Source organism: Hydrogenophaga sp. Root209 (assembly GCF_001428625.1).
Lineage (GTDB): Bacteria > Pseudomonadota > Gammaproteobacteria > Burkholderiales > Burkholderiaceae_C > Hydrogenophaga.
The window spans coordinates 148,219-172,327 of record NZ_LMIE01000030.1; the positions used below are offsets into that span (position 1 = coordinate 148,219).

Genomic DNA, 24,109 nt, shown 5'->3' on the forward strand with positions numbered 1-24,109 from the left:
GTGTCATTTCTGAAGATCAAAACACTGCGCGTCTTAAGTGATTGATTTTGCTCACCTTTATCCTTGCGCTGCCACGCGGTCGAACTTGCTGTGCAATTTGTTCAATGCGCTCAGATAGGCTTTGGCGGAAGCCACAACAATGTCGGGATCCGCACCCACGCCATTGACGACGCGGCCACCATGCTGCAAACGCACCGTCACTTCACCCTGACTCTCGGTCGAACCACTCGTGATGGCATTGACCGAATACAGAACCAGTTCCGCGCCGCTTTTGACATGGATTTCGATGGCCTTCAGTGACGCATCCACCGGTCCATTGCCGTCGCTCTCAACCTGAATTTCCTGGCCATCCACGGTGAACACCACGCTGGCGTGCGGACGTTCACCGGTCTCGCTGCGTTGCTTGAGCGAGACCAGTCCGTATTGCTCCTTTTCCGCGGTGACACTCTCATCGCTGCACAGCGCGAGGATGTCCTCGTCGAAGATCTCGCTCTTGCGGTCGGCCAGCTCCTTGAACGCCGCGAATGCGGTGTTGATCTCGCTCTCGGACTCCATCTCGATGCCCAAGTCCTGCAGGCGTTGCTTGAACGCGTTGCGGCCGCTGAGCTTGCCCAGCACGATCTTGTTGGCGCTCCAACCCACGTCCTCGGCCCGCATGATTTCGTAGGTGTCGCGCGCCTTGAGCACACCGTCCTGGTGAATGCCGCTGGCGTGCGCAAAGGCATTGGCACCCACCACCGCCTTGTTGGGCTGCACCACAAAACCGGTGGTCTGGCTCACCATGCGGCTCGCCGGCACGATCTGCGTGGCATCCACGCCCACATCGAGCCCGAAGTAGTCGCGCCGCGTGCGCACCGCCATCACGATCTCTTCAAGCGAGCAGTTGCCTGCGCGTTCGCCCAGGCCGTTGATGGTGCACTCCACCTGACGTGCGCCGCCGATCTTCACACCCGCGAGGGAGTTGGCCACCGCCATGCCCAAGTCGTTATGGCAGTGCACCGACCAGATCGCCTTGTCGGAATTGGGAACGCGCTCGCGCAAAGTGCGGATGAACTCACCATACAGCTCGGGGACCGCATAACCCACGGTGTCGGGGATGTTGAGCGTGGTGGCGCCTTCCTTGATCACGGCTTCCAGAACGCGGCAAAGATAGTCCATGTCACTGCGGTAGCCGTCTTCCGGACTGAACTCGATGTCGTCCACCAGGTTGCGCGCAAAACGCACCGACTGCTTGGCCTGCTCCAGCACCTGCTCGGGCGTCATGCGCAGCTTCTTCTCCATGTGCAACGCGCTGGTGGCAATGAAGGTGTGGATGCGGGCCCGGTGCGCACCCTGGAGTGCCTCGGCGGCGCGCGCAATATCTTTGTCGTTGGCGCGTGCCAGCGAGCACACCGTGGAGTCCTTGATCACGGCGGCGATCGCCTTGACGGATTCGAAATCGCCATTGGAACTGGCGGCAAAACCGGCCTCGATCACGTCCACCTTCAGGCGCTCCAGCTGGCGCGCAATGCGCAGCTTCTCGTCCTTGGTCATGGAAGCGCCGGGCGACTGCTCGCCATCGCGCAGGGTGGTGTCGAAAATGATCAGTTTGTCGCTCATGGGAAAACTCCGTGGGAAATGATGATCTTGGGCAGGCTGGCGTCAACTCGCCAGCGTGGTGTCGGGTTCACTGGCGTGGGGCCGCGCCACCCGCTGCAGGCCGGACACGATGGCCTTGAAGGACGCGGAAACGATGTTCGCATCAATGCCCACACCGAACAGCGTTCGCGTGTCGTCGACACGCAGTTCCACATAGGCCACGGCGCGGGCCTGCGCGCCGGAACCGATGGCGTGTTCATGGTAGTCCAGCACCCGCAACTGGCGACCCGTTGCGGCGGCAAGACCATTGACAAAGGCATCGATGGGGCCGTTGCCCCGCCCGTCCACAGCCACCGGCTGGCCACCGATCTGCAATCGGGCAGACACGCGCACGCTCTGGCCGTCGACGTCCTCCATGACGGGTTGCAGTGGTGCGTGCGCCTGCGACAAGCCGTACTCGCGCTCGAAGATGGCCCACAGGTCTGCTGCGCCCAACTCCTTGCCCTGCGCATCCATCACCGTCTGCACCACCTGGCTGAACTCAATCTGCAGGCGGCGCGGCAACTCGAGGCCGTACTCGTTCTCGAGCAGATAGGAAATGCCGCCCTTGCCGGACTGGCTGTTGACGCGGATCACGGCCTCGTAGCTGCGACCCAGGTCCTTGGGATCGATAGGCAGGTAGGGAATGTTCCAGGGCTCGTCTTCACGGCGCGCGGCAAAGGCCTTTCGGATCGCGTCCTGGTGCGAGCCCGAGAACGAGGTGTACACCAGCTCGCCCACATAGGGATGACGCGGGTGCACCGGCAACTGGTTGCAATGCTCGACGGTGCGGCGGATCTCGTCGATGTTGGTAAAGTCCAGACCCGGCGAAACGCCTTGGGTGTACAGGTTGAGCGCGACGTTGACCAGATCGAGGTTGCCCGTGCGCTCACCATTGCCAAACAAGCATCCTTCGATGCGGTCGGCGCCAGCCATCAAGGCAAACTCGCCCGCTGCCGTGCCCGTGCCCCGGTCGTTGTGGGGATGCACGGACAGCACGATCGCCTCGCGCCGGGCGAGGTGACGGTGCATCCACTCGATCATGTCGGCAAAGATGTTGGGGGTGCTGTGCTCCACCGTGGAAGGCAGGTTGACGATGCACTTGCGCTCAGCCGTGGGCTGCCAGACTTCGGTCACGGCATCGACCACGCGTTTGGAGAACGCCAGTTCGGTGCCGGAAAACATTTCAGGCGAGTACTGGAAAGTCCATTGCGTGTCGGGCTGCTGCGCGGCGATCTCGTTGAAGAGGCGCGCGTGTGTGCTGGCCAGTTCGACAATGGCATCTTCGTCCATGCCCAGCACCACCCGCCGCATCATCGGCGCGACCGCGTTGTAAAGGTGAACAATGGCGCGTTGCACGCCTTGCAACGCCTCGAAGGTGCGCCGGATCAGCGGCTCGCGTGCCTGGGTCAGAACCTGGATGGTGACGTCGTCGGGGATGCGCCGCTCATCGATCAGGCGGCGCAGGAAATCGAACTCGGTCTGCGAAGCCGAGGGAAATCCGACCTCGATTTCCTTGAAGCCGATCTCCACCAGCAACTCGAACATGCGCAGTTTGCGCTCGACATCCATGGGCTCGATCAAGGCCTGGTTGCCGTCTCGCAGGTCGGTGCTCAGCCAGATGGGCGCATGGGTGATGACGGCGTCAGGCCAGGTGCGGTCCTTGAGGCCGACAGGCTGGAAGGCAGGGTACTTGCTGGCAGGTTGTTTCAACATGGTGCTCTTTCGATGGTACTGAAACCCGCAGCCCCAAATACAAACGGCCCGCTGCAGGTGCAAACGGGCCGTTTTGAATGGAATGCGCGTGCGCTACCAAGCCTGCCCGTGTCGGACATCCAATAGTAGGGCGAAAGCGCGAAAACTCATGCCGCAAACTGTATCACAAACCTGCCGCCACGCCACCCTCAGTCGTGCAGCCCGCGCTCATCAGGCTCATCGGTGGAAGTGCTGATCACGCTGGTGGGGCGGCCCTTGGCCTTGCGCCAGAAGTACACCGCGTAACCCGACAGGCCATACACCACGAACAGACCAAACAATACCGTCGGTGGGTGAATGTTGATCACGGCAATGGCCAGCGCCACCAGCACGATGGCTGCAAACGGCACGCTCTTGCGCAGACTCAAGTCCTTGAAACTGTAAAAGGGCACGTTCGTCACCATGGTCAATCCGGTGTAGAGCGTGATGGCGAACATGCCCCAGGTGACGTCCTGAGGGGGTATCTCCAGCTCGGTCATCAGCCAGATGAAACCCGCCACAAGGGCTGCCGCCGCCGGCGAAGGCAGACCTTGAAAGTAGCGCTTGTCCACCACCCCGGTGTTGACATTGAAGCGGGCCAAGCGCAGCGCAGCGCAGGCGCAATACACAAACGCAGCGATCCAGCCCCAGCGGCCCAGATCCCTCAAGGTCCATTCATAGGCGATCAGGCCGGGGGCCGCGCCAAAGGACACCATGTCGGAGAGTGAATCCATCTGCTCGCCAAATGCACTCTGCGTGTTGGTCATGCGGGCCACACGCCCATCGAGGCTGTCGAGCACCATGGCCACGAAGATGCCCACGGTGGCCAGGTCGTAGCGACCGTTCATGGCCATGACCACCGAGTAGAAGCCACCGAAGAGGGCGGCCAGCGTGATCATGTTGGGCACCATGTAAATGCCCTTGGAACGCTTGGGCCGGTCTTCGTGCTGGATATGCTGGGGATCGGAACCGTCGTGCATGAGATTTGTGTTGAAGGGTGCCAGAGGCCACCTTGCAAGATTCAAAGGTGCAGTGTAAGGCAGTGCCCCTGCGCGCAGAAACAGCAAAGGCCACCAAGGTGGCCTTTGCTTCGGGCAGATTCACGCGATCAGGCCATCATGCCTGCGCAGAACCAATCAGTTGCGGGTCTGGTCGACCAGCTTGTTCTTGGCGATCCAGGGCATCATGGCGCGCAGCTGGGCGCCAACCACTTCGATCTGGTGATCGGCGGTCAGGCGACGGCGGGCCGTCATGCTTGGATAGTTGGTGCGGCCTTCCGAGATGAACATCTTGGCGTACTCACCCGACTGGATGCGCTTCAAGGCGTTGCGCATGGCTTCGCGGCTCTGGGCGTTGATCACTTCGGGGCCGGTCACGTATTCGCCGTATTCGGCGTTGTTCGAGATCGAGTAGTTCATGTTGGCAATGCCGCCTTCGTAGATCAGGTCCACGATGAGCTTGAGCTCGTGCAGGCATTCGAAGTAGGCCATCTCGGGCGCGTAGCCAGCTTCCACCAGCGTCTCGTAACCCATCTTGATCAACTCGACCGCACCTCCGCACAGGACGGCCTGTTCGCCGAACAGATCGGTCTCGGTCTCTTCCTTGAAGTTGGTCTCGATGATGCCGGCCTTGCCGCCACCGTTGGCCATGGCGTAGCTCAGCGCCAGGTCACGTGCCTTGCCGCTTTTGTCCTGGTGAATGGCGACCAAGTGGGGGACGCCGCCGCCCTGGGTGTAGGTGTTGCGCACGGTGTGACCAGGGGCCTTGGGCGCAACCATCCAGACATCCAGATCGGCACGCGGCACGACCTGGTTGTAGTGCACGTTGAAGCCGTGAGCAAAGGCGAGCGACGCGCCCTGCTTGATGTGGGGAGCCACGTTCTGGTGATAGACCTCGGCGATCTGCTCGTCGGGCAGCAGGATCATGACCACGTCGGCCGATTTCACCGCGTCGTTGACTTCCATCACGTTCAGGCCGGCCTTGCCGACCTTGTCCCACGAGGCGCCGCCCTTGCGCAGGCCGACCACGACCTTCACGCCGCTGTCATTGAGGTTCTGTGCATGTGCATGGCCCTGGCTGCCGTAGCCGATGATGGCCACGGTCTTGCCCTTGATCAGGGACAGGTCACAGTCTTTGTCGTAGAAAACTTTCATGAGTTGCTCCAGTTGAAATCTTGAAAAAAACAAGCGATGTTAGCGGGACAGGGGTTCAGTTCAGTTGGCGCCGTGGAACCGACGCCATCCCCCTTGAGGGGAAGCCGCAAAGCGGCGCAGGGGTGATTCCATTTACACGCGCAGGATGCGCTCGCCACGTCCGATGCCGCTGGCACCGGTGCGCACTGTTTCGAGAATCGCAGAGCGGTCGATGGCCTCCAGGAACGCATCGTTCTTGGTCTGGTCACCCGTGAGCTCGATCGTGTAGCTCTTCTCGGTCACGTCGATGATGCGGCCGCGAAAGATGTCGGCCATGCGCTTCATCTCTTCACGCTCCTTGCCCACCGCGCGCACCTTCACCATCATGAGCTCGCGCTCGGTGTAGGAACCCTCGGTGAGATCGACTACTTTGACCACCTCGATCAGGCGGTTGAGGTGCTTGGTGATCTGCTCGATGACGTCGTCCGACCCGGTGGTCTGGATCGTCATGCGAGACAGGCTGGGGTCTTCGGTGGGCGCCACGGTGAGCGACTCGATGTTGTACCCACGGGCAGAGAACAGGCCAACCACGCGGGACAGGGCCCCGGGTTCGTTTTCCAGCAAGACAGCGATGATGTGTTTCATGTGCGATTCCTCTTTTCGCCGCCCTCCCCTGCGCACGGTAATGCGCAGGCTCGGCGGGCAATAGATTCGTCTGAGGGGATAAAGCAGCGGACGACCGCTGCTTCGCGGGGGATCAGAGGTCTTCGGAACCCAGCAGCATCTCGGTGATGCCCTTGCCGGCCTTGACCATGGGAAAGACGTTCTCGGTCGGGTCGGTGCGGAAGTCCATGAACACGGTGCGGTCCTTGAGCTTGCGCGCCTCGCGAAGAGCGCCCTCCACGTCCTGCGGACGCTCGATCAACATGCCGACGTGACCATAGGCCTCGGCGAGCTTCACGAAGTTGGGCAGCGCATCCATGTAGCTGTGGCTGTACCGACCTTCATAGTCGATCTCCTGCCACTGCCGAACCATGCCGAGGTAGCGGTTGTTCAGCGCCACGATCTTGATCGGGGTGTTGTATTGCAGGCAGGTCGAGAGTTCCTGGATGCACATCTGCACCGAGCCTTCGCCGGTCACGCAGAACACTTCGCTGTCGGGCTTGGCGAGCTTGATGCCCATGGCGTAAGGAATGCCCACGCCCATGGTGCCCAGTCCCCCGGAGTTGATCCAGCGGCGCGGCTCGTCGAAGCGGTAATACTGCGCGGCCCACATCTGGTGCTGACCCACATCCGACGTGATGTAGGTGTCGGCGTCCTTGGTCATGTTCCAGAGCGTTTCCACCACGTACTGCGGCTTGATCACATCGGTGTTGCCACGGTCGTACTTCAGGCAGTCCTTGGAGCGCCAGGCCTCAATCGTGTCCCACCAGGCAGACAGCGCCTTGCCATCGGGCTTGGTGGTGCTCTCGCGCACCATGTTGATGAGCTCGGTGAGCACATCCTTCACATCGCCCACGATCGGCACATCGACCTTGACGCGCTTGGAGATGCTCGACGGGTCGATGTCGATGTGGATGATCTTGCGTTCGTTCTGCGCGAAGTGCTTGGGATTGCCGATCACGCGGTCGTCGAAACGCGCGCCCACAGCCAGCAGCACGTCGCAGTTCTGCATCGCATTGTTGGCTTCGATCGTGCCGTGCATGCCCAGCATGCCAAGGAACTTGCGGTCGGACGCCGGGTACGCACCCAGGCCCATCAGCGTGTTGGTGACCGGATAACCCAGCATGTCCACCAGGGTACGCAACTCGCTCGTGGCATTGCTGAGCAACACGCCGCCACCAGTGTAGATGTAGGGTCGCTTGGCCGCCAGCAAGAGTTGCAAGGCCTTGCGGATCTGTCCGCCGTGGCCCTTGCGCACCGGGTTGTACGAGCGCATCTCGACCGACTCGGGATAGCCGGTGTAGGGCACCTTGTTGAAGGACACGTCCTTGGGGATGTCCACCACCACAGGGCCGGGACGGCCGCTGCGCGCGATATGAAAGGCCTTCTTCATCACCATGGCCATGTCGCGCGCATCCTTCACCAGGAAGTTGTGCTTGACGATGGGGCGCGTGATGCCGACGGTGTCGCATTCCTGGAAAGCGTCCAGGCCGATGGCGGCCGTGGGCACCTGGCCGGTGATGATCACCATGGGGATGCTGTCCATGTAGGCGGTGGCGATGCCGGTGATGGCATTGGTGACGCCAGGGCCCGAGGTGACGAGCGCCACGCCCACGTCACCGGTGGCGCGCGCATAGCCGTCGGCCGCGTGAACGGCCGCCTGCTCGTGGCGCACCAGCACGTGCTGGATGGTGTCCTGCTTGTAGAAAGCGTCGTAGATGTGCAGCACCGCACCACCTGGGTAACCCCAGATGTACTTGACCCCTTCGGCCTGGAGGGCCTTGATGAGGATTTCTGCGCCGCGGAGTTCTTGGGTGGCTGCGCCGGTGGCGGCAGCGGCCGAGGCCAGTTCGGCCTTGTTGATTTCCATGATGAACCTTTCGAGAATTTCTCTGACGAAATACCTTGGGTGCCTCTTGACCAACTCTTGTGGAGCGGTGTCGAGACTTGAGACCAGTGGCCATGAGCGGGCACATACCCCGCCGGACCCTGATCCGTTTGCCGTGTTTTGAAGTGCAGCGCGAATTATCGCACTGCAACACGCGCCCAGCCAAGCTGACACCGGCACAACGCCCTCAAAAGCTGGCGTCTTGGCTCCAATGCGACAATTCACGGTTGCGATCAATGGGCCGAATTTCCCCGTCCACACATGTCCATCTCCCTCCCATCCCCCTCCACCACACCCACCGAAGCAGGCGCTGCCTCGGACCTCATGGCGCCGTCCCTTCGCCGTCGCATGGCCTGCTGGCTCTATGAAGGCACCTTGATGTTCGGCGTGGTGTTTCTGGTGGGCGTGTTGTTCACCACGAGCTACGTGCTGTCGTCGTTCACCCAGTCGGGCAACGCCCTGGACAACCGCCATCTGCAGCAGGCGCTGGTGTTCGTGGCTTTAGGCATCTACTTCGGCTGGTTCTGGGCCAAAGGGCAGACCCTGGCCATGAAAACCTGGCACATCCGCGTGGTCGATCGGCATGGCAATGCCTTGACACAAGGCCGTGCGCTGTGGCGCTACGTCCTGTCGTGGCTGTGGCTGCTGCCACCACTGGCGGTGGCAGGGCTCATGCACCTGTCGGGTCAGCAGCTGTCGGTTCTGCTGGTGGGCTGGATCGTCATCTGGGCGTTGCTGTCGCGCTTTCACGCCCAGCGCCAGTTCCTGCACGACGCCCTGGCAGGAACCCGCCTGATTCATTTCAAGCCGGTGGAAGACACCGGCAAACCTCGGCGTTGGTGGAGCTGACAACATGAGTCTCAACCCCGACCGGGAACCGGTGAACGCGCAAAAGCTGCGCAGCGGCGTCTCCCGCATGTGGCACGCCTTCGGTTACTCGCTCGCGGGGCTGCGCGCAGGCTGGGGCGAGACCGCCTTCCGCCAGGAGGCCCTGGCGGCGGTGGTCATGGTTCCGCTGGCCTTCTGGATCGGTCAAACCTGGGTGGAAACCGCCTTGCTCGCGGGCTCGGTGATGCTGGTGATGATGGTCGAACTGCTCAACACCGGAATTGAAACCGCGATCGACCGCATCGGTCCGGAATGGCACGACCTGTCCAAACGGGCCAAGGACATGGGCAGTGCGGCTGTGTTGCTCAGCCTGGTTCTTTGTGTGGGCATCTGGCTGGCGGCGGTCTGGACTCGGTGGGTTTGACGACAAGGATCCAGCCAATGAGGCAACCCAGCTTCTCAATCTGCGTGTACTGCGGCTCCCGCCCGGGTGCCTCGCCCGCATTCGCCGACGCGGCGCGTGCCGTGGGCCAATGGATCGGTCAGCATGGCGGTCAACTGGTGTACGGCGGCGGGCGCAATGGCCTCATGGGCATCGTCGCTGACGCCACCATGGCCGCCGGTGGTCAAGTGGTTGGCATCATCCCGAAAGCGCTGGTCGAAAGGGAGTGGGCCCACCAGGGTTGCACCGAGCTGCACGTGGTGGACAACATGCACGAGCGCAAACGCCTGATGGCCGACAAGGCCGACGCATTTTTGGCCTTGCCCGGCGGCATCGGAACGTTTGAAGAGTTCTTTGAGGCCTGGACCTGGCGCCAGCTCGGCTACCACGACAAGCCCGTGGGTCTGCTCAACGTGGCAGGCTACTACGACGGCCTCATGGCCTTCATGCGCTCCAGCGTGGAGCAGCAGTTCATGGGTGACGCACAGCTGGACTTGATCCGTGTCGACGCGGACATGGCCACCTTGCTGCCCGAACTGGTGCAGGCCGCCGGCATGGCGCCGCAAGCCCGCATCGAAGCCATCTGAACGTTCAGACGGCGGTTTCGTCCTCTTCCCCGGTGCGGATGCGCACCACACGCTCAACCGACGTCACAAAGATCTTGCCGTCACCAATCTTGCCGGTGCGGGCTGCCCGAATGATCGCGTCAACGCAGCGTTCCACGTCCACGGTCTTGACGACCACCTCCACCTTCACCTTGGGCAGGAAGTCGACAACGTATTCGGCGCCGCGGTAGAGCTCGGTGTGGCCTTTCTGCCGGCCAAAGCCCTTGACCTCGGTCACGGTCAGGCCGGTCACGCCCTGCTCGGCCAGCGCCTCGCGCACCTCTTCCAGCTTGAAAGGCTTGATGACGGCGGTGATCTGTTTCATGCAATGTCTCCAGGGCGTGGCTTTGGGGTAGGGCGTTGTCGTTTCATTATGCCCAAGGCCCTCTGCGCTGTTCGTACACTGCACAGTCAACCCAACAGCCCACACATGAATTCACACGCCCTGCCCCGCCACGTGCCCATCACGGTCGCCTACCGCGGCGGCCACCCGGAAAACATCCACCACGGCTCATTGGCGGTGGTGAACGCGCAGGGCCAGTTGCTGGCCAGCGTGGGCGATGTGGACTCGCCGCTCTTCACCCGCTCATCGCTCAAGCCCTTCCAGGCCATGCCGCTGATCGCGCAGGCGGCCGGGCGCTACGACCTCAGCGACGCCGATGTGGCCCTGCTGTGCGCCAGCCACAGTGGCGAACCCATGCACGTGGAGCGCGCTGCGGCGCTGCTGGCCAAGATCGGCGCGGGTGAATCCAGCCTGGCCTGCGGCAGCCATGTGCCCTTCTTCTTCAGCACCAACGGTGTCACGCCCGAGCCGGGTGCCCGCTTCAACCGCCTGCACCACAACTGCTCGGGCAAACACACCGGCATGCTGCTGCTGGCCCATGCGCTGGGCGCGCCACAGAGCGGCTATCTCGACATCGGGCATGCCGTGCAACTGGCAATCGCCAGCAGCGTGAGCCATTTCTCGGGTGTGCCGGTGACCCGGCTCGTGCGTGGCACCGACGGTTGCAGCGCGCCCAACTACGCCCTGCCCCTGCGTTCGCTGGCGCATGCCTTTGCCCGCCTGACGCTGACCGAGCCCGATCCGGTCTACGGCAACGCACCCCGACGCATCGCCCGCGCCATGAGCGAGCATCCCGAGCTCGTGAGCGGCCAGGGGCGCAACGACCTGACGTTGATGCGCGCGGGGCGCGGCGACTGGGTGAGCAAGGTCGGGGCCGACGGTGTGCAGGCGCTGGCCAGCTTCAGCCGTGGCATCGGCATCGCGGCCAAGTGCAGCGACGGTCAGCTGGCACCGCTGATGGTGGCCTTCGTCTCGGTGCTCGAACAACTCGGATGGCTCGACGATGAGAGCCGGCAGGCACTTGCGAGCCTGATGCCGCCACCGCTCAAGAACGCCGCCGGCATCGAGGTTGGTGACATGCGCGCCGTGCTGGAACTCAACGCAACGGTCGCCTGAGCAGTTCCATCCAAGAGATGCCGCGGAACTGGCTTTGCCGGGCCGCAGGCATCGCCCCCTGGGGGGCGCGCGCAGGGCGGCGGGGGGTGCCAGGTTACGCCCTGTATTTGCTCGTGATGGGGTAACGCCAGTCCTTGCCGAAGCTGCGGTGGGTCACGCGGATGCCCACTGGCGCCTGGCGGCGCTTGTATTCGTTGATGCGGATCAGGCGCACCACCTTGTCCACGTCGGCGCGCTCGAAGCCCGCCGCCACGATGCTCTCGGGGCTCTGGTCGTTTTCCATGTAGCGCTCGATGATCGCGTCAAGCACCGGATACTCTGGCAGGCTGTCCTGGTCTTTCTGGTCGGGCCGCAACTCGGCGCTGGGCGGGCGCACGATGATGCGCTCGGGGATCGGGTTGGCACCGGTGCCGTAGGGGTCGTGCGCGTTGCGCCAGCGGGCCAGCTTGAAGACCATGGTCTTGGCCACGTCCTTGATGACCGCGAAGCCACCGGCCATGTCGCCGTAAAGCGTGCAGTAGCCGGTGGCCATTTCACTCTTGTTGCCGGTGGTCAGCACGATGCTGCCGAACTTGTTGGACAAGGCCATGAGCAACGTGCCACGGATGCGCGCCTGCAGGTTCTCTTCGGTGGTGTCCTCGGGCAGCCCCGCGAACTCGCTGGCCAGGCTGGCCTTGAAGGCCTCGAACTGCGGCGCGATGCCGATCTCGTCGTAGCGCACGCCCAGGCGTGCGGCCATGTCGCGCGCGTCGATCCACGAGATGTCGGCCGTGTAGGGCGAGGGCATCATGATTGTGCGCACGCGGTCCTTGCCCAGCGCATCGACCGCGATGGCCAGCACCAGGGCCGAGTCAATGCCGCCGGACAGGCCGAGGATGGCGCCGGGGAAACCGTTCTTGCCCAGGTAGTCGCGCACACCCAGCACCAGCGCGTGCCACAGGTCGGCCTCGGGGCTGTGCGCGCGGTCGGTTTCGGCGGTGATCTGCCAGCCGGCACCCTGCCGTGTGAAGGCAGCGTCAAAAAGAGTTTCTTCAAAACTCACCGCGCGCCCGGCCAGCGCGCCGTCGGCCGACAGCACGAAGCTGCGGCCCTCGAACACGATCTCGTCCTGCCCACCCACGAGGTGGGCGTAGATGAGCGGCAAACCCGTGGCTTGGCAGCGAGCACGCATGGCGGCTTCGCGGTCGCCGCCCTTGCCGGCGTGAAACGGGGATGCGTTGATCACGGCCAGCACCTCGGCGCCAGCCACCTTGGCATCCGCGGCCGGGCCATCAAACCACGCGTCTTCGCAGATCAGCAGGCCGACGCGCACCGGCTTGCCATCGCTGTCCAGCACGTCGAACACGCAGGTCTCGTGCCCCGGCACGAAGTAGCGGCGTTCGTCGAACACCTGGTAGTTGGGCAGCTCGCGCTTGGCGTAGGTGTGGGTCACGGCACCGGCGTGCAACACGCTGGCTGCGTTGTGCAGGTGGGCCACCGACACGCTGCGTTCGCGTCGTTGTCCGGCTGCCTGCGCAGGCCGTGCCGGGTGTCCCACCACGATGTGCAGGCCTTTGAGGTGGGCGGTACCGGTCGCCACGGTTTTGAGGGCATCATCACAGGCATCGATGAACGCGGGCCGAAGGTACAGGTCTTCGGCGGCGTAACCGCTCAGGGCCAGTTCGGGCGTGAGCAGCAGGTTCATGCCGCGAGCGTGGGCCGCTTCGGCGGCATCGATCATCTTTCGGGCGTTGCCCGCCATGTCGCCCACCACGAAGTTGAGCTGGGCCACGCAAATGGAAAGAGTCATGGGGTCTGAAAACGTTGCGGAATGGGCTTTGAGCTCGCTGTGTGCAGGAGCTGCAAGTGACTGAAATCGATTATGTCACCCGGGTCTTTTCATCGCCGTCGCAGATCGAAGCGTCCGAATGGAACGCCCTGCTGGCGCTGGAGCCCGACCCGAGCCCGTTCATGCACCACGAATACCTGGTGGCCATGCACGAGAGCGGCAGCGCCCGTCCACGCGCGGGCTGGCAGTCGCAGTTCGTGACGCTCTGGCGGGGCAACGAGCTGCACGCTGCCTGCCCGATGTACCTCAAGAACAATTCGTACGGCGAGTACGTGTTCGACTGGGCCTGGGCCAATGCCTATGCGCAACACGGCCTGGACTACTACCCCAAGGCGCTGGTGGCCGTGCCGTTCACGCCAGTGCCCGGTGCGCGACTGCTCGCGCGCGACGGCGGGGCACGCGCCGCCCTGGTCAACGCCCTGATCCAGCAGGTGCGCGACGAAGATCTGTCGTCGGTCCATCTGCTCTTTGCGCAGCCCAAAGACATCGCTGCCTGCGAGCAGGCCGGCATGATGTTGCGCCACACGGTGCAGTTCCACTGGAAAAACGAAGCGCCTTCAGCGGATGGTCAACCCTTGACGTTCAGCAGCTTCGAGCACTTCCTCGCCAGCCTGCAGCAAGAGAAACGCAAGAAGATCCGCCAGGAACGGCGCAAGGTCACCGAAGCCGGAGTCACGTTTCGCTGGTCACGCGGGGCCGACATTGCTGACGCCGACTGGGCGTTCTTCTACCGCTGCTACGAGCGCACCTACCTCGAACACGGCAACGCGCCCTACCTCAACCGCGATTTCTTCCACCGCATGGCGCAGACCATGCCGCAGCACTGGCTGCTCTTCGTCGCCGAGCGCGAAGGCCAGGCCATTGCCTGCAGCCTGATCGGCATCGACGACGTGGCCCGCGTGGCGTACGGTCGCTACTGGGGCGCCCTGGAGCGGGTCGATTGCCTGCACTTCGAGGCCTGCTACTACGCACCGCTGGCCTGGTGCATCGAGCACGGGTTCCTGCGCTTCGAGGGTGGCGCCCAGGGCGAACACAAGATGGCGCGCGCCTTGCTCCCGGTCAAGACCACCAGCGCGCACTGGCTCGCACACCCCTCGTTTGCCGAGGCGGTCGAGCGCTTCCTCGAACGTGAGAGCCAGGGCATCGGTCAGTACATGGACCACCTTGCCCAACGCAACCCGCTCAAGCCGGGCCTGGCGGTGCGTGATGTGGCACCGCCCGTCACGGAGTTGTGATGCGCCGACGTTGCGCGGTGCTTCGCTAAACTCGGTCGCCATGGACGAAACCGACGCCTTCTTCACCCACACCATCGTGGGCGCGCCCTTCTCGGTGCTGCTGGGGCGCCGCCAAGGCCCGGCAAGTGTGTCCACGCAGGGGCTGGAAGTCTCTCTAACCGATGGCAACGCTGATCTGAGCGAAGGCTGGCGCAGCTGGGCTCTCCTCGACCATCTGGACACGCCCGCCGGACAACCTCGACGCCGGCCTAAGCGCCTGCGCCGCTGGCTGGAGCGCCACGCCTTGCTCATTGCGCTCTTCGGCGTCCTGATGCTGCTGTGCAGCGCAGTCTTCTGGGCAATCACGTTGCTGCCCTCCACGGGCTGGATGCCTGCGAGCTGGGCGGAGCGCTGGCCATGGAACTGAAAACACCCCAGGACACGTTGACGATCGACCCGGTGGCGATGAACGTCGTCAACCGCGTTGCGGCAGGCGGTCGCCTGCAAGGGGAGCTGGAGTTCAACGGCGGGCTGCTGGTGCAGGGCGAGATTTCGGGGCACATCCGCGTCAATGGTCCGTTGATCATCTGGACCGGTGGAGTCGTTCGCGGACGCATCCGGGTGCTGGGCGATCTCTACCTGTTCGGCCACCTGGGGGCCGCCGGCGCCGGCGCCGTCGAGACCAGCCTGGAGTGCCAGGGCATGGCCTATGTGTCCAAAACCGGCGTGTCCACCGGAACGCTCATGGCGCGGCGCCTGCAGCTTTACGACGGTGCCAACTTGCAAGGCCCCTTCAAGACCCTCAAACTCGGGGACAACCTGCCCGTGCTCAACGACGTGCTGGCCGACCCCACCTGAACGCCGCCCCAGGCAGCGGCACGCGAACCGGGAAACCCGACATGAACCAAGACGCCGACCAAGGCCCCTACCCCTGGGTGAGTTCGACCAACGACGCAGCGCAGGGTGACGAGCAAAACCCACCACCGCACCCGACCACGCTTGAAGTGCCGGTGGGCAATGCCCTGCCTCCCTTGCAGTCGGCCACCATTCCGGTGCTTCAAGCCCTGAACGTGTCCGTGGACGTGAATCAGAACGCCGAAGGCGTGCCCGGGCGCAGCATGCTGGCCGACGGCATGCATTTCGTGGGCAACGCCGTGTTGCGCGGCCCCTGCAGCATCGCCGGACTGCTGGAGGGCAACCTGATGCAGGACCAGGGCGCCGAGGTGTCGGTGGTTGTCACGGAAACCGGGCGCGTCAAGGGCGACATCACCGCGCAGAAAATTTCCGTGATGGGCCAGACCGACGGCATCCTCGACGCGGGCCTGGGCGAGGTATCGCTGCACGACACGGCTCGCGTGCAGGGTTTGGTGCGGTACGGCCGCATCCAGGTCAATGGTGCCGACCTCAATGCCACGCTGGAGCGTGCCAACCCGCCCCAAGACTTGCGCTGACGCAGCAGCCGTGTACCGATTCTGTGCCACCCGAGCGACCCACCCCACTTCCCGCCGTGCCCGACTCGGAGTCGCTGCGACAGGCCGCACTGCGTGCAAGCTGGGAGCGCGATCACCAGGTAGGCCGGCGGCGCCGGTGGTGGCGGTGGACGGTCTGGGCGTTCTGGCGTTACGGACTGCCCTTGCTGCTGTTGGCCGGCACGGTCACAGCGGCTGTTTTCATTGCGCTTGCGCACACCCTGGAGCCCTGATCCCATGACCCAGCAGCCTACCCCCACCCGCCTCGTGCCCGCCGAACGGCTGGGCGCCATCACCAGCCTGATCGCCGAAGGCTCGGTCTTTGAAGGCCACTTCCACGCCAGCCGGGACCAGGGCATCAAGATCGATGGCGTGCTCAAGGGCAACATCACGTTCGAGAACGGCGGCACCCTGCACGTGGGCGCCACCGGCGTGATCGAGAACACCCGGCTGGAAGCCGACTACGTGTTCATTGAAGGCAAGGTGACCGGCTCCGTGATTGCGCGCAAGGCGCTGGAGATTGCCGGTTCGGCCACCCTGCTGGGCGATGCGAGCTACGACGAGCTGATCGACATGCACCCGCGAGCCCGGGTGCGCGGCAAGATCGAATACCGCGGCGACATCGAAGCCACCGCAGGCTGATCAGCCCTTCTGCGCTTCGTAGGCGGCCATGCCGTCCACGATCTCCTTGTGGGCGGCGTCCTTGCCTTCCCAGCCGATCACCTTGACCCACTTGCCCGGCTCCAGATCTTTGTAATGCTCGAAGAAGTGCTGGATGGTGTTCAGACGCATCGGGTTCAGGTCTTCGGGCTTCTGCCACTGGGTGTAGATGGACAAGACCTTGTCGATCGGCACCGCCAGCACCTTGCCGTCTTCACCGGCTTCGTCCTGCATTTTCAGGATGCCGATGGCGCGGCAGGGCACCACAACACCGGGAATCAGGGGCACGGGCGTGATCACCAGCACGTCGACCGGGTCACCGTCGCCCGAGATGGTCTTGGGCACGTAGCCATAGTTGGTCGGGTAGTGCATGGCCGTGCTCATGAAACGGTCCACGAAGATCGCGCCGGTTTCCTTGTCCACTTCGTACTTGATCGGATCGGCGTTCATCGGGATTTCGATGATCACGTTGAAGGATTCGGGCACGTTTTTGCCAGCGGTGACGTTGTCGAGGGACATGTTGTTTGAGGGAGGTTGGTTGAAAACTGAAGCAGCCGGTGCAGGCCCACTGCCTTCTGGAGAGGCATCTGGCGTGTCTCATGCGACCGGCACGCCTAGGATTTACCCTGATTTTACTGATTCGAAGCTGACTTCTCTGCCGCCTTTCACGTGCGCATCATGAATTGCCGCTAAATTCGCCATGTTGGCCAATCGCCCTGTTTCAACGCTGTGCAACGCAGCGCAACCGGCAGCGAGGAAGCAACGCAGCGGGGGCACCCCGGAGGCGTTGCCCCTTCCAAGTCGAAACAACGAGGAGCGATTCAATGGTTGGTCAATCAGCGCTGATATTCGTGTTGGTCTGTGGGCTCGTGGCCGTGGCGTACGGTTTCTGGTCGCGCAGCTGGATTCTTTCTCAGGACGCGGGCAATGCCCGCATGCAGGAAATTGCCGAAGCCATTCAAACCGGCGCTGCGGCCTACCTGGCCCGGCAATACAAGACCATCGCGGTCGTGGGCGTGGTGATCACCATCCTCATCGGATTCTTCCTCGGCACCACCACGGCCATCGGCTTCGTGCTGGGTGCGGTGCTCTCGGGCGCATGCGGCTTCATCGGCATGAACATCTCGGTGCGCGCCAACGTTCGCACCGCACAGGCGGCCACCAGGGGCATTGGCCCGGCACTCGACGTTGCCTTCCGAGGCGGGGCCATCACCGGCATGCTGGTGGTGGGTCTGGGCCTGCTGGGTGTGGCCGGGTTCTTTTGGTTTCTGGTCGGCAACGGCAACCTGACGCCCGTCCAGGACCTCGCCAAGATGCTCAATCCCCTGATCGGTTTTGCCTTCGGCTCTTCGCTGATCTCGATCTTTGCGCGACTGGGCGGTGGCATCTTCACCAAGGGCGCTGACGTCGGCGCCGACCTCGTGGGCAAGGTCGAGGCCGGCATTCCGGAAGACGACCCGCGCAACCCTGCCGTGATCGCCGACAACGTGGGCGACAACGTGGGCGACTGCGCCGGCATGGCCGCGGACCTGTTCGAGACCTACGCGGTCACGCTGATTGCCACCATGGTGCTTGGCGCGCTCATGGTCACCGCCGCGCCCATGCAGGCCGTGCTCTACCCGCTGGTGCTCGGTGGCGTGTCCATCCTCGCATCCATCGTGGGCTGCTTCTTCGTGAAGGCCAGCCCCGGCATGAAAAACGTGATGCCGGCGCTCTACAAGGGCCTGGCCATCGCCGGCGTGCTCTCGCTGATTGCCTTCTGGTTCGTCACCGCCTGGATCATCCCGGACAACGCCATCACCGCCACCGGCAGCCAGTTGCGTCTGTTCGGCGCCTGCGCCGTTGGCCTGTTGCTGACCGCAGCACTGGTCTGGATCACCGAGTTCTACACCGGCACGCAGTACTCACCGGTCAAGCACATCGCGCAGGCGTCCACCACCGGTCACGGCACCAACATCATTGCCGGCCTGGGTGTGTCCATGCGCTCCACCGCCTGGCCCGTGCTGTTCGTCTGTGTGGGCATCCTGGCCTCGTACCAGCTGGCCGGCCTGTACGGCATCGCTACCGCCGCCACCGCCATGCTGAGCATGGCCGGCATCGTGGTGGCCCTCGACGCCTACGGTCCCATCACCGACAACGCCGGCGGCATTGCTGAAATGGCCGAGCTGCCCAGCAGCGTGCGCGACGTGACCGACCCGCTGGACGCCGTGGGCAACACCACCAAGGCCGTGACCAAGGGCTACGCCATCGGCTCCGCCGGCCTGGCCGCGCTGGTGCTGTTCGCCGACTACACCCACAAACTGGAAACCTACGGCCACCAGATCACCTTCGATCTGAGCGACCCGATGGTCATCGTCGGCCTGTTCATCGGCGGCATGATTCCCTACCTGTTCGGCGCCATGGCCATGGAAGCCGTGGGCCGCGCCGCCGGTGCGGTGGTGGTGGAGGTGCGCCGCCAGTTCAAGGAGATCCCCGGCATCATGGAAGGCACGGCCAAGCCCGAGTACGGCCGTGCGGTCGACATGCTGACCACCGCCGCCATCAAGGAGATGGTGATCCCGTCGCTGCTGCCGGTGGTGGTGCCGATTCTGGTGGGCGTGCTGCTGGGCCCCAAGGCCCTGGGTGGCCTGCTCATGGGCACCATCGTCACCGGCCTCTTCGTGGCCATCTCCATGTGCACCGGTGGTGGTGCCTGGGACAACGCCAAGAAATACATCGAAGACGGCCACCATGGCGGCAAGGGCAGCGAGGCGCACAAGGCCGCCGTGACCGGTGACACCGTGGGCGACCCCTACAAGGACACGGCCGGCCCGGCCGTGAACCCGCTGATCAAGATCATCAACATCGTGGCGCTGCTGATCGTGCCGCTGCTGCCGATGGCGACCTGATCCGCTCCCTGATGGCTCAAACGGCCCGCTTAGGCGGGCCGTTTTTCTTCGTGGCGGGCGCAGGTGGCCCACCCGCCAGCAGGCGCACCACGGCGCTGGTGCTGGGCGTGAGCCGCTCCAGTTGCGCCGCCTCGCCGCGTTCGATGGCTTGCAACACGAGCTCGTGGATGCCACCCACGGCTGCCATCGCCATGGTGGGGGTGAGCACCGGTTCCTGCGCGTTGATCGTCTCCAGCATGTAGTCCGCCAGGTGTTGCATCACCTCGCGGCGCACGGTCGCACCGGCCTGCCCGAGGTGGTGGATCTCCACGAACAGCATGCGGATGAGCTGCGGCCCGGCCGCCAGGTGCGCGAGGTAGGCGCCCAGTGCGTGCTCCACCTGGTCTTGCCAGGGACGCTCGGGCTGCACCGACTCGCGCAACGTGCGCAAGGCCGATGCGCTGGCAGCGCGGTAGAGCTCGAGAAAACACGCGTCCTTGTCGGCGAAATGCTCGTAGAACGTGCGTTTGGAAACCCCGGCCTCGGCCACCACCGCGGCAATGGAGGTGGCCGCCAACCCCTGCGCGGCAGCCACGTGGGCCATGGCTTGCAGCAGGCGTGCACGGTGTTCGTTGGGCACTTCCTCGGCGCCCAGGGTGTTCTTCGGCTTCATGTGCACGGATCTTAGGCGCTCGACCTTGACAGACCCGCGTTCGACGCGCACCATCGCGCCTTGGTACCGTCGCGTACCACCTTGAAAACACCCACCCGATCCCACCATGACCGAACTCGTCGTCCGCCGCCTCCTGATCGATCTGGAACCACCCGTGGCGCGCCACTGGTGCGCGAACGACGCCTTTCTCACGGCGTGGTTCAACGCCCTGTCGATGAGTTTTCCCGTGGGTGAACAGTTCTTTCTGGACTCGGTGCGCAACGGCGCCAAGGCCCTGTCGCCCCAAGAGCAGGCCCGATGGCAAGCCGAGGTGCAAGGCTTCGTGGGCCAGGAGGCCACCCACCGGCGCATCCATGCGCTGTTCAATGCGCAGATCGAACGGCACGGGCTGGTGAACACCTGGGGCCCCCGTATTGAAGAGCGCATGAAAGTGCTGGCAGGTGCCGATCCGCGCCACCACCTGGCCATCACCGCCGCCAATGAACACTTCACGGCATTGTTCGCCGAATGGATGCTCTCGCACCCCGAGGTGTTCAACCACACCGAGCCACGACTGAAGAACCTCTGGCTCTGGCACAGCGCCGAGGAGTCCGAGCACAAAAGCACCGCGTTCGACGTTTACCAGGCCCTGGGCGGCAGCCACGCCTGGCGCGTGAAGTGGATGCGCCGCGTCACGGTGTTCTTCCTCACCGATGCCCTGCGCCAGACCGCGCTCAACCTGCACCGCGACGGCACGCTGTGGCGCTGGTCCACCTGGCGCAGCGCAGCCCGGCACCTGCTCGGGCGCGAGGGTTTGCTGAGCAACAGCTTCAAACCCTGGCGGGCCTATTTCCGGCCTGATTTCCATCCCAACCAGCAGTCAAGCGATCTCTCAAGCCATTGGTTGGAGCGCAACGCCGACCAGTACACGCGTGTCGGGGCGGGTTGAGGCCGCTTGCCCTGCGCTACCCCGCAGGGTGTCATCGATAATGACCGAATGTCCGAACGTGTCATTCCCCTGATCGATCAGCGTCTCGTCAACACCGTGGCGCGCATCCCCACCGTGCCGGTGGCTCCCACCGGCCTGCTCGGTGATGCCTTGGGCCGCCCGCTGCGCGACCTGCGCATCAGCGTCACCGACCGGTGCAATTTCCGCTGCAGTTACTGCATGCCCAAGGAAATCTTCGACAAGGACTACGCCTACCTGCCGCACAGTTCGCTGCTGACCTTCGAAGAAATCACCCGCGTGGCCACGCAATTCGTGGCGCACGGCGTGCAGAAGATCCGCCTCACCGGTGGGGAGCCGCTGCTGCGCAAGAACCTGGAAATCCTCATTGAGCAACTGGCCGCCCTGCGCACCACCGAAGGCCAGCCGCTGGACATCACGCTGACCACCAACGGCTCGCTGCTCAAACGCAAAGCCGCTTCGCTCAAGGCCGCGGGCCTGCAGCGTGTGACCGTGAGTCTGGACGGCCTGGACGACGCCATCTTTCGCGCCATGAACGACGTGGACTTTCCCGTGGCCGACGTGCTTGAGGGCATCGAGGCCGCGCAGGCCGCGGGCCTGGGTCCGATCAAGGTCAACATGGTGGTCAAGCGCGGCACCAACGACCACGAAATTTTGCCGATGGCGCGCCACTTCAAAGGCACCGGCATCGTGCTGCGCTTCATCGAGTACATGGACGTGGGTGCCACCAACGGCTGGCGCATGGACGAAGTGCTGCCCAGCGCCGAGGTGGTGCAGCGCATCCATCAAGAGCTGCCTCTGGTGCAGCTGGGCGCCGCCGCACCGGGCGAAACCGCCGAGCGCTGGGGCTATGCCGATGGCTCGGGCGAGATCGGCGTGATCAGCAGCGTGACCCAGGCTTTCTGCAGCGACTGCAACCGCGCCCGACTGTCCACGGAAGGCCAGCTCTATCTCTGCCTCTTCGCCAGTCAAGGCCACGACCTGCGACCGCTCATTCGAGGCGGCGCCTCCGACGAACAACTGGCCGGTGCGATTGCGGCCATCTGGCAAGGCCGCAGCGACCGCTATTCCGAACTGCGCGCCAGCCTGCCACCCGATGCGGGCACTGGCGTGCGACGGGTGGAAATGAGCTACATCGGTGGCTGAACAAACATGATCCACACCAACGAAATCACGGGCCTCGTGCTCGCCGGGGGCCGTGGCTCCCGCATGGGCGGGCTCGACAAGGGCCTGCAGAACTTCAACGGCACGCCGCTGGCGCTGCACACGGTCTTGCGCCTGCAGATGCAGGAAGGCGACTTGATCGGTGAACTCATGCTCAACGCCAACCGCAACCTGGCCGCCTACGAGGCCTTTGGTGCGCCGGTGTGGCCCGACACCATGAGCGACTTCGCCGGGCCACTGGCGGGTTTCATGACCGGCCTGGAGCGGTGCGAAACACCCTACATGCTCACCGTGCCGTGCGACACGCCGTTGTTTCCCTTCGATCTGGCCCGGCGCCTGGCGCAGGCCTTTGAAGACGAGAGCACGGAGATCGCCATGGCCGCCGCGCCCGAGGAAGACGGGCAACTGCGCCCACAGCCGGTGTTCTGCCTGATGCGCGTTGAATTGCTGGAGAGCCTGGTGGTCTTCACGCAAGCGGGCGGTCGAAAGATCGACCAGTGGACGGCGAAGCACAAGACCGTCATCGTGCCGTTCAATCTGCCCGGTGACGACCCACGGGCCTTCCACAACACCAACACCCTGGCCGAGCTGCACGCGCTGGAAAAGAGCTGATCCCATGAAGACGATCGACCAGATCGCAGCCGAGCTGCAGGGCTACGACCCCAAGGCCCTGAGCGCCGAGCGGGTCAACGATTTCCTGGCCCGACTGGTGGAGCCCGTGACCGCGACCGAAGAGGTGGGCGTGTTCGAGGCGCTGGACCGGACGCTGGCCGCTGATGTGGTCTCGCCCATCAGCGTGCCGCCGCACGACAACTCGGCCATGGACGGTTTCGCCTTCGACAGCCAGTTGCTCAAGCCGGGTCAGCCGCTCAAACTGCGCGTGGCCGGTACTGCCTTCGCCGGCAAGGCCTGGGCGGGCGCATTGGGCGCCGACCAGTGCCTGAAGATCATGACCGGCGCCATCATGCCGGCCGCTCTGGACACCGTGGTGCCGCTGGAATTCGTGAAGATCGAGGGCGATGCGGTCGAAATTCCACCCGGTGTGGTGAAGGCGGGTGACAACCGCCGGCTGCTCGGCGAAGACCTGATGGCCGGTCAGCCGGCGTTGCGCAAGGGCCAGACGCTGGGTCCCGCCGCACTCGGTCTGATCGCCAGCCTGGGTCTGCCAACAGTGATGGTGTTCCGCCGCATCAAGGTGGCATATTTCTCCACCGGTGACGAGATCCTGACGCTGGGTGAACCGATCCGCGAAGGTGCAGTGTTCGACAGCAACCGCTACACGGTGTTCGGACTGCTCAAGCGCATGGGGGTGGACGTGATCGACATGGGCGTGGTGCCCGACGAGCCGGCGCTGCTCGAAGCCGCCTTCCGCACCGCCGCCACACAGGCCGACGCAATCATCACCAGCGGTGGTGTGAGCATGGGCGAGGCCGACCACACCAAGGCCATGATGAAACAGCTGGGCGACGTGGCCTTCTGGCGCATCGCCATGCGACCGGGGCGCCCGATGGCGGTGGGGCGCATCACGGAGGCTGGCAAGTCATCTGTGCTGTTCGGGTTGCCCGGAAATCCGGTGGCCGTGATGGTCACCTTTCTGGCCTTCGTGCGCCCTGCACTGCAGCGGCTCATGGGCGGCGCGGCCACTGCCCCGGTGCTGTTGCAGGCGCACTCTCTGGAGCCGCTGCGCAAGAAGCCTGGGCGCACCGAATACCAGCGCGGCATCGTCAGCAAGGCGGCCGACGGTTCGCTCACGGTTCGCATCACGGGCAACCAGGGCTCGGGGGTTCTCAGCTCCATGGTTGAGGCCAATGGCCTGATCGTGCTGCACCACTCGCAGGGTGACGTGTGCGTTGGCGACAGCGTTGACGTGATGATGTTTTCCGGGGTGGTCTGAGTCTCTCTCCGGCTGGTCCGGTCATC

At 64.1% G+C, this 24,109-nt stretch carries 24 protein-coding genes; 14 read left to right on the forward strand and 10 right to left on the reverse strand.

The window, feature by feature from the left end; translation table 11 throughout:
* Nucleotides 1–57: 57 nt before the first annotated feature.
* The 6 genes from ASE11_RS17525 to ASE11_RS17550 all read right to left on the reverse strand — a co-directional run bounded on the left by ASE11_RS17525 (nucleotide 58) and on the right by ASE11_RS17550 (nucleotide 8,016).
* Complete coding sequence (locus ASE11_RS17525; protein WP_056274659.1) at nucleotides 58–1,599, reverse strand: 2-isopropylmalate synthase; 1,542 nt, start codon at nucleotides 1,597–1,599, stop codon at nucleotides 58–60.
* Nucleotides 1,600–1,641: 42 nt separating this feature from the next.
* Nucleotides 1,642–3,333, reverse strand: coding sequence for a 2-isopropylmalate synthase (leuA, locus tag ASE11_RS17530; protein ID WP_056274661.1), 1,692 nt, complete (start codon nucleotides 3,331–3,333; stop codon nucleotides 1,642–1,644).
* A gap of 188 nt (nucleotides 3,334–3,521) precedes the next feature.
* Complete coding sequence (pssA, locus tag ASE11_RS17535) at nucleotides 3,522–4,331, reverse strand: CDP-diacylglycerol--serine O-phosphatidyltransferase (RefSeq protein ID WP_056274664.1); 810 nt, start codon at nucleotides 4,329–4,331, stop codon at nucleotides 3,522–3,524.
* A 156-nt stretch (nucleotides 4,332–4,487) separates the two neighbouring features.
* Nucleotides 4,488–5,504: a ketol-acid reductoisomerase gene (gene ilvC / locus ASE11_RS17540; RefSeq protein WP_056274667.1), complete on the reverse strand. Its 1,017-nt coding sequence runs from the start codon at nucleotides 5,502–5,504 to the stop codon at nucleotides 4,488–4,490.
* A 132-nt stretch (nucleotides 5,505–5,636) separates the two neighbouring features.
* Nucleotides 5,637–6,128 carry an acetolactate synthase small subunit gene (ilvN, locus tag ASE11_RS17545; protein WP_056274670.1) on the reverse strand — a complete coding sequence of 164 codons (492 nt, stop codon included), beginning with the start codon at nucleotides 6,126–6,128 and terminating at the stop codon, nucleotides 5,637–5,639.
* A gap of 112 nt (nucleotides 6,129–6,240) precedes the next feature.
* Entirely contained in the window at nucleotides 6,241–8,016 is a 1,776-nt protein-coding gene (locus tag ASE11_RS17550; protein WP_056274672.1) for an acetolactate synthase 3 catalytic subunit, read from the reverse strand.
* 279 nt (nucleotides 8,017–8,295) lie between these two features.
* Here ASE11_RS17550 and ASE11_RS17555 point away from each other — a divergent pair, with 279 nt between their 5' ends.
* From ASE11_RS17555 to ASE11_RS17565, 3 genes are read left to right on the forward strand one after another with little or no spacing between them, the layout of a single operon-like run.
* Nucleotides 8,296–8,883, forward strand: coding sequence for an RDD family protein (locus ASE11_RS17555; protein WP_082585823.1), 588 nt, complete (start codon nucleotides 8,296–8,298; stop codon nucleotides 8,881–8,883).
* Between the two features lie 4 nt (nucleotides 8,884–8,887).
* Nucleotides 8,888–9,286, forward strand: a complete 399-nt coding sequence (locus ASE11_RS17560) for a diacylglycerol kinase (RefSeq protein ID WP_056274678.1) — start codon at nucleotides 8,888–8,890, stop codon at nucleotides 9,284–9,286.
* A gap of 17 nt (nucleotides 9,287–9,303) precedes the next feature.
* Entirely contained in the window at nucleotides 9,304–9,891 is a 588-nt protein-coding gene (locus ASE11_RS17565) for a TIGR00730 family Rossman fold protein (RefSeq protein WP_056274679.1), read from the forward strand.
* Nucleotides 9,892–9,895: 4 nt separating this feature from the next.
* Here the strand turns inward: ASE11_RS17565 and ASE11_RS17570 are convergent, their stop codons facing one another.
* A complete protein-coding gene (locus tag ASE11_RS17570) occupies nucleotides 9,896–10,234 on the reverse strand; it encodes a P-II family nitrogen regulator (protein ID WP_056274681.1) in 339 nt (112 codons plus the stop codon).
* A 105-nt stretch (nucleotides 10,235–10,339) separates the two neighbouring features.
* Between ASE11_RS17570 and ASE11_RS17575 the strand changes: the two genes are divergently transcribed.
* A complete protein-coding gene (locus ASE11_RS17575) occupies nucleotides 10,340–11,368 on the forward strand; it encodes an asparaginase (RefSeq protein WP_056274684.1) in 1,029 nt (342 codons plus the stop codon).
* A 94-nt stretch (nucleotides 11,369–11,462) separates the two neighbouring features.
* Here the strand turns inward: ASE11_RS17575 and ASE11_RS17580 are convergent, their stop codons facing one another.
* A complete protein-coding gene (locus tag ASE11_RS17580; RefSeq protein WP_056274686.1) occupies nucleotides 11,463–13,157 on the reverse strand; it encodes an NAD+ synthase in 1,695 nt (564 codons plus the stop codon).
* Between the two features lie 56 nt (nucleotides 13,158–13,213).
* Between ASE11_RS17580 and ASE11_RS17585 the strand changes: the two genes are divergently transcribed.
* The 5 genes from ASE11_RS17585 (at nucleotide 13,214) to ASE11_RS17605 (ending at nucleotide 16,521) form a co-directional block, all read left to right on the forward strand.
* Nucleotides 13,214–14,431 carry a GNAT family N-acetyltransferase gene (locus ASE11_RS17585; protein ID WP_056275049.1) on the forward strand — a complete coding sequence of 406 codons (1,218 nt, stop codon included), beginning with the start codon at nucleotides 13,214–13,216 and terminating at the stop codon, nucleotides 14,429–14,431.
* A gap of 40 nt (nucleotides 14,432–14,471) precedes the next feature.
* Complete coding sequence (locus tag ASE11_RS17590) at nucleotides 14,472–14,837, forward strand: hypothetical protein (protein ID WP_056274689.1); 366 nt, start codon at nucleotides 14,472–14,474, stop codon at nucleotides 14,835–14,837.
* On the forward strand, nucleotides 14,828–15,268 hold the full coding sequence (locus ASE11_RS17595) for a bactofilin family protein (protein ID WP_056274691.1): 441 nt from the start codon (nucleotides 14,828–14,830) through the stop codon (nucleotides 15,266–15,268). The genes ASE11_RS17590 and ASE11_RS17595 overlap by 10 nt, the downstream gene beginning before the upstream one ends.
* Before the next feature lie 41 nt (nucleotides 15,269–15,309).
* Nucleotides 15,310–15,861 carry a bactofilin family protein gene (locus ASE11_RS17600; protein WP_056274693.1) on the forward strand — a complete coding sequence of 184 codons (552 nt, stop codon included), beginning with the start codon at nucleotides 15,310–15,312 and terminating at the stop codon, nucleotides 15,859–15,861.
* 255 nt (nucleotides 15,862–16,116) lie between these two features.
* The gene (locus ASE11_RS17605; protein WP_056274696.1) at nucleotides 16,117–16,521 is read left to right on the forward strand and encodes a bactofilin family protein; all 405 of its coding nucleotides are present in this window, start codon (nucleotides 16,117–16,119) and stop codon (nucleotides 16,519–16,521) included.
* On the opposite strand, the gene ppa is transcribed toward ASE11_RS17605, so the two are convergent.
* Nucleotides 16,522–17,058 carry an inorganic diphosphatase gene (gene ppa / locus ASE11_RS17610; RefSeq protein WP_056274698.1) on the reverse strand — a complete coding sequence of 179 codons (537 nt, stop codon included), beginning with the start codon at nucleotides 17,056–17,058 and terminating at the stop codon, nucleotides 16,522–16,524.
* A gap of 305 nt (nucleotides 17,059–17,363) precedes the next feature.
* On the opposite strand from ppa, the gene ASE11_RS17615 reads away from it, so the two are divergent.
* The gene (locus ASE11_RS17615; RefSeq protein ID WP_056274701.1) at nucleotides 17,364–19,427 is read left to right on the forward strand and encodes a sodium-translocating pyrophosphatase; all 2,064 of its coding nucleotides are present in this window, start codon (nucleotides 17,364–17,366) and stop codon (nucleotides 19,425–19,427) included.
* 16 nt (nucleotides 19,428–19,443) lie between these two features.
* Here the strand turns inward: ASE11_RS17615 and ASE11_RS17620 are convergent, their stop codons facing one another.
* Nucleotides 19,444–20,079 carry a TetR/AcrR family transcriptional regulator gene (locus ASE11_RS17620; RefSeq protein WP_082585825.1) on the reverse strand — a complete coding sequence of 212 codons (636 nt, stop codon included), beginning with the start codon at nucleotides 20,077–20,079 and terminating at the stop codon, nucleotides 19,444–19,446.
* Between the two features lie 106 nt (nucleotides 20,080–20,185).
* On the opposite strand from ASE11_RS17620, the gene ASE11_RS17625 reads away from it, so the two are divergent.
* Genes ASE11_RS17625 through glp form a run of 4 tightly spaced genes read left to right on the forward strand, consistent with a single transcriptional unit; the run spans nucleotide 20,186 to nucleotide 24,083 of the window.
* The gene (locus ASE11_RS17625) at nucleotides 20,186–21,007 is read left to right on the forward strand and encodes a metal-dependent hydrolase (protein ID WP_056274703.1); all 822 of its coding nucleotides are present in this window, start codon (nucleotides 20,186–20,188) and stop codon (nucleotides 21,005–21,007) included.
* Nucleotides 21,008–21,055: 48 nt separating this feature from the next.
* Nucleotides 21,056–22,171, forward strand: coding sequence for a GTP 3',8-cyclase MoaA (gene moaA, locus ASE11_RS17630; protein ID WP_056274704.1), 1,116 nt, complete (start codon nucleotides 21,056–21,058; stop codon nucleotides 22,169–22,171).
* Between the two features lie 6 nt (nucleotides 22,172–22,177).
* Nucleotides 22,178–22,801 (forward strand): molybdenum cofactor guanylyltransferase MobA, encoded by a 624-nt coding sequence (gene mobA, locus ASE11_RS17635; protein WP_056274705.1) that lies wholly within the window; start codon nucleotides 22,178–22,180, stop codon nucleotides 22,799–22,801.
* A 4-nt stretch (nucleotides 22,802–22,805) separates the two neighbouring features.
* A complete protein-coding gene (gene glp / locus ASE11_RS17640) occupies nucleotides 22,806–24,083 on the forward strand; it encodes a gephyrin-like molybdotransferase Glp (protein ID WP_056274706.1) in 1,278 nt (425 codons plus the stop codon).
* Nucleotides 24,084–24,109: the final 26 nt, after the last annotated feature.